Consider the following 4752-nt stretch of genomic DNA (forward strand, 5'->3'; position numbering starts at 1 on the left):
AAAATCTACCTGCGTAGTCGAATACCGCGTCAAAAACAGGCTCACAGCTACAGGCTGAACGTGCTTTAGCACGGCCCCGAAGGGGCGAGCAAAGCGAGTCAAATGCTCATTTAGTTCACTAAACTCCGCTTTTCGCCTGTTTCTTGTGCCCTCGGGGTATTTCCCTGTCTCGGCTGCCTCGATAACGTTTTTCAACAGCCTGCTAAATCTATAGCGGCATTTCGCAATGCTTTTTTAACTGTAAAGAGCTTGTCAGTCTCTCGACCAGCGACCAGGAGTAACAGCCTGTATCAGCGTGGCGTTTAGCGGCAACGGTTCGCCGCTTATCTGGCAGGCAATCAACTCTGCCGCCAGTGGCGCCGTAGTCAGGCCCTTGCTTCCATGGCCAATGCTTAAGAAGAGTGAGCTTGTTTCGGCACCGGGTAATGCTGGCTCAGCATTCATCGTGCCAGTGTTCTGGCATGGATAAGGTCCAGCTATGGGCAGATGGTCTTGAGTCGTACAGCGAAATCCGGCCCGTCCACTGAACTGTGAGGCATCCATCGCACTGGCCAGTTCTGGGAGGACTTGTGCCAGTTTGCTCAGGTTTTGAAGATGGCCTTGCTGGGTAACCTGTAAATCCTTGCAGTTGCGTTCAAACGTAGCACCGAAGCAATACATCCCCTTGCGTGGTGGTGCCACATAACCTTCTTTGCACACACTGACTTGCAGGGCGGGAATGTGCGTTGGCTGTTTGGCCGTACTGATCTGGCCTTTTACTTCATTGATGGGTAAGGGGAGTGGTAGCCCGAACTGTTTCGTCTGATAAGCACAGGCCAGCGCCAGTATGTCTGCCTCTAGCATGCTGTCAGGGGAAAGTCGGAGCTGCCATTTACCCTGGACGTAGGTGAAGTCCGTCACCTGGCTGTTGCATTGCAACGTAATGTTCGGATGGTTGAGTAATGCCTTGCAAAGCACGGGAGGACTGACCCAGCCTGCCTGGCCAAACAGCAGCCCGCCTTCATTGATCGGATAACCACTCAAATTCCTGATGCTGTCAGTGGTACAGCCGGTGACAAAGTCTGCTGGATAGACGCCGCTGCCTGCTACCGTCCTCTGGCGTTCTGCATCACTTTCCTTCAGCGCGATTTGAATGACACCATTGTCATCCCAGTCGTCACCTTTGTTGTCAGGAAGCAGCCTCTGCAGGAGATTACGTGTATAAAGCAGGCCGGTGCTATGCCACTGGCTTAGTGCAGACGGGGTTTTAGGCAGTTTCAGGTAGAGAATACCCTGAGGGTTGCCACTGGCTTCCTGAGCTGCTTCCGGGTGTCGCTCCAGCACTATCACGTGATAATCACGCTCGGCCATGGCTCTGGCCAGACTACAGCCTGCCAAACCTGCACCGATAATCGCTATTGTTTTCTGGCTCGCGGGCTGAGCTTTGCCACAGGTTGCTTCTTTGATCATGCCGCAGAGCATTTCTCGCTTGCGGCCAAAACCTGCGACTTTGCTAACCTCAAATCCAGCTCCTGCAATGCCTCGTTTGACTATGCCCGCAGACGTAAATGTACTGAATGTGGTGCCCGGTTTACTCAGCCTTGCCATCTGTTGATACAGCTGGGGTTGCCACATTTCGGGGTTTTTAGCAGGTGCAAAGCCATCCAGAAACCAGGCATCTACCTTGGCATCAAGCTGTGGCAGGCAGTCATGCACATCGCCGAACAGTAGCGTCAGGGCAATCTTGCCCCCGGCAAAATACATTCGATGAAAGCCGGGTAAAGCGCAGGGGTACTGTGCCAGCAGTTCACTGGCAATCTCTTGCAAGTCCGGCCAGAGTGCCAAGGCTCGCTGGAGATCCTGTTTGCTGAGCGGGAATTTTTCCACAGAGACAAAATGCAGCCGGGCGTTGGAAGGAGCGAAGCGCAGCCAGTTTTGCCAGGCCACCAAAAAATTCAAGCCGGTGCCGAAGCCTGTCTCAGCGATGACAAAGCAGCTTGATCCGTGGTCTGTCAGGTGTTGCCATCGTCTGGGCAGATCATTGTGCTGGATAAAAACATAATCGGTTTCCAGCAGGCCGCTTTCACGTGAGAAATAGACATCTCCGAAAACGCTGGATTCGGGCAGGCCTTGCTCATCCCATGTAAGCGTGGCTGAGCCTAGAAGATTGGAGCTGGGCATAACTTGGATCTCGAACTGCCCATGTACAGTTTATTGCTGCAGATAGGCGTTGATAAACTCTTGGGTATGGTTGGAAGAGGAAGGAGTATATACGCAGATGACTTCAATGCCTTGCATTGAAGAGAGGATCACTTCAGCACTGACTGTCGCGTGGACCTGTACCACCGGGTGTACACCTTTCCAGTACGGACGTATATCGATGGCAATTTTGGTTTTACTGCCAAGAAGTTCATCAAGTTGGAGGTGGATCTCACGGGCCGATATGGCTTTGACCCGACCTTCGATAATGTGGTGTGGTGATCGTTGTATCACGCACTTCCAGTTGCATTTAGAGCGCATGCTGATGACTCGTACAAACTCTGCCGATACGACAGAGTTTGTACGGTATCTCAGCAGAAGGATTACTGTGGCAGCACGGTAACGTGCTTGATGATCACAGCAGATTCCGGAACATCAGAGAACATGCCTCGGCGTCCGGTTGGGACAGCCGCTATCTTGTCGACAATATCCATACCCGCCACCACTTTACCGAATACGGCATAACCAAAGTCTCTTACACCGTGGTCAAGGAAGTGATTGTCCTTGACGTTGATAAAGAACTGGCTGGTCGCACTGTCTTTGTCAGAACGGCGCGCCATGGCGAGAGTGCCTCTCAGGTTTTCCAGACCATTATCTGCTTCGTTCCTGATCGGTGCGCCAGCTTCTTTCTGCTGCATATTCTGATCGAATCCACCGCCCTGAATCATAAAACCAGGAATGACTCGATGAAATATGGTGCCATCATAAAAGCTATTTTTGGCATATTTGATGAAATTGTCAGTTGAGACAGGTGCTTTGTCGCGGAATAACTCAATATCGATGTTGCCCATATTGGTTTCCAGGCGAAGCGTGTCTGCCCAGCAGGGCAGGCTGAGCGTGGTGGCGAGCAGGAGCGCACCAATCTGGCGAAATGCAAGCATCAGAACACCTTTTTAAAAGGTTTAACCTCAACACTGGCATATACGCCAGCCGCCTGATAAGGGTCCGTCGATGCCCATTCCTGTGCCGACTGCAGGGAGTCGAACTCAGCAACGATCAGGCTGCCACTGAATCCTGCCTGGCCGGGGTCGGCACTGTCGATGGCAGGGTTGGGGCCGGCCAGTACCAGACGGCCAGCCTCTTTCAGCGCTTCTAACCGCGCCAGATGCTGTGGTCGTACTTCCAGGCGTCTTTCCAGGCTGTTTTCCACATCTTTACCAACGATCATGTAGAGCATGTGCTGTCCTTTGTCGCATGTGATGTCGTACTGAGGGGTATCAAACGAGGTCAGTTGCTGGGATTGGATGTTTCAGTATCCTGCATATGGCGCGACAGGTAGATGCCTTGCAGGATAATAAACACGATGGTCAGGCCCATCATGCCAAACAGCTTGAAGTCGACCCAGATATCTTCACTGAAGCGTTTTAAAACGAAAATGTTGATGGCACCCATCACCAGGAAGAAGACTATCCAGGCCTGGTTCAGGCGTTGCCAGACGTGATCAGGCAGGCTCAGCTGGGTGCTCAGGAGCTGTTTGATCAATGGGCGTTTGGTGAACAGGGGAATAACAATAAAGGCTGCAGCGAACAGCCAGTTAACTACGGTAGGTTTCCACTGAATGAAGGTCTTATCATGGAAGACGAGTGTCGCCCCCCCTAGAAGTACCACAAGTACTAATGTGACCACCTGCATGATTTCAATCTTACGGTTGGCCCACCAGGTATACAGCATTAGCAGCAGGGTAGCGGGAATCAAAACCGCTGTGGCAGTCAGAATGTCCCCGGTTAATTTAAATACGACGAAAAAGATCGCGACAGGGAGGAAATCGAGCAGGACTTTCATAGGAAACCTTCAGCTATGTGTTACTAGCGATATCGGGCCGAATAACATTGCTCGCCCGGTATCAGCCACTGAATTCGGTTCAGACATCGTAATCCAGTGCATTGATTGCGTTGTCCAGCTTGCCAAGCAGGGTCACCAGAGAATCGGTGTTGATACTGTACTCGCGAAAGGCCATTTCAGCCATTGGCTGAATGGCGCAGCTGTTAGGCAGTGTTGCCCTGGCATCGATGATGGCCTGCATGCGTGGGATAAACAGCCATTGCAGCCAGCTTTCAAACGCCATGAGATCACAGCAGAACGGTGCAGTGCTGTTCATGGCTTCATCATCAGGAGGAAGTGCGCTCCACATGTTCTTCGCCTGCAGCTCCTGTTGCAGCTGTTGCAGTAGCAGTCGAACATTTTGGCTGGAACTCATTGAATGTCTCCGCGTTAGCTCCCGTCGCTGTTTCTGTATCAAAGCAGGCAGCAACAGGAAGTGTACTACTTAAACGTCACTTAACAGGTCGTTGAAAATCTATCTGCGTTGCCGAATACCGCGTCAAAAACAGGCTCAAAATGCTCATTTAGTTCACTAAACTCCGCTTTTTCGCCTGTTTCTTGTGCCCTAGGGGTATTTCCTTGTCTCGGCGGCCTCGATAACGTTTTTCAACAGCCTGTTAAGCGGGGCATTATACCCATTCACTTTGTTTCTTGCGTCGCTTGAACATACTCAGCATCACTCCAAGGATGACT

Annotated in this window: 6 protein-coding genes; all 6 read right to left on the reverse strand. The window is 51.6% G+C overall.

Annotation, left to right across the window (positions count from 1 at the left end; all coding sequences use genetic code 11):
• Positions 1–252: 252 nt before the first annotated feature.
• The 6 genes from mnmC to WH50_RS25460 all read right to left on the reverse strand — a co-directional run bounded on the left by mnmC (position 253) and on the right by WH50_RS25460 (position 4435).
• Positions 253–2160, reverse strand: a complete 1908-nt coding sequence (gene mnmC / locus WH50_RS25440) for a bifunctional tRNA (5-methylaminomethyl-2-thiouridine)(34)-methyltransferase MnmC2/FAD-dependent 5-carboxymethylaminomethyl-2-thiouridine(34) oxidoreductase MnmC1 (RefSeq protein WP_110190247.1) — start codon at positions 2158–2160, stop codon at positions 253–255.
• Positions 2161–2190: 30 nt separating this feature from the next.
• Positions 2191–2472, reverse strand: coding sequence for a hypothetical protein (locus tag WH50_RS26230; RefSeq protein WP_133251435.1), 282 nt, complete (start codon positions 2470–2472; stop codon positions 2191–2193).
• An 89-nt stretch (positions 2473–2561) separates the two neighbouring features.
• A complete protein-coding gene (locus tag WH50_RS25445; protein WP_110190249.1) occupies positions 2562–3119 on the reverse strand; it encodes a peptidylprolyl isomerase in 558 nt (185 codons plus the stop codon).
• Complete coding sequence (locus WH50_RS25450; RefSeq protein ID WP_110190251.1) at positions 3119–3415, reverse strand: YciI family protein; 297 nt, start codon at positions 3413–3415, stop codon at positions 3119–3121. The genes WH50_RS25445 and WH50_RS25450 overlap by 1 nt, the downstream gene beginning before the upstream one ends.
• 50 nt (positions 3416–3465) lie before the next feature.
• Positions 3466–4020 (reverse strand): septation protein A, encoded by a 555-nt coding sequence (locus WH50_RS25455; protein WP_110190253.1) that lies wholly within the window; start codon positions 4018–4020, stop codon positions 3466–3468.
• A 79-nt stretch (positions 4021–4099) separates the two neighbouring features.
• Positions 4100–4435, reverse strand: a complete 336-nt coding sequence (locus WH50_RS25460; protein ID WP_104156486.1) for a YqcC family protein — start codon at positions 4433–4435, stop codon at positions 4100–4102.
• Between the last annotated feature and the right edge of the window lie 317 nt (positions 4436–4752).

It is taken from the genome of Pokkaliibacter plantistimulans (genome assembly GCF_003194385.1).
Lineage (GTDB): Bacteria > Pseudomonadota > Gammaproteobacteria > Pseudomonadales > Balneatricaceae > Pokkaliibacter > Pokkaliibacter plantistimulans.

Excerpts from the sequence above, each read along its gene's own strand:
- WH50_RS25445 (WP_110190249.1), bottom strand. The coding sequence starts at position 3,119 with ATGCTTGCATTTCGCCAGATTGGTGCGCTCCTGCTCGCCACCACGCTC.
- mnmC (WP_110190247.1), bottom strand. The coding sequence starts at position 2,160 with ATGCCCAGCTCCAATCTTCTAGGCTCAGCCACGCTTACATGGGATGAG.
- WH50_RS25450 (WP_110190251.1), bottom strand. The coding sequence starts at position 3,415 with ATGCTCTACATGATCGTTGGTAAAGATGTGGAAAACAGCCTGGAAAGA.
- WH50_RS25455 (WP_110190253.1), bottom strand. The coding sequence starts at position 4,020 with ATGAAAGTCCTGCTCGATTTCCTCCCTGTCGCGATCTTTTTCGTCGTA.
- WH50_RS25460 (WP_104156486.1), bottom strand. The coding sequence starts at position 4,435 with ATGAGTTCCAGCCAAAATGTTCGACTGCTACTGCAACAGCTGCAACAG.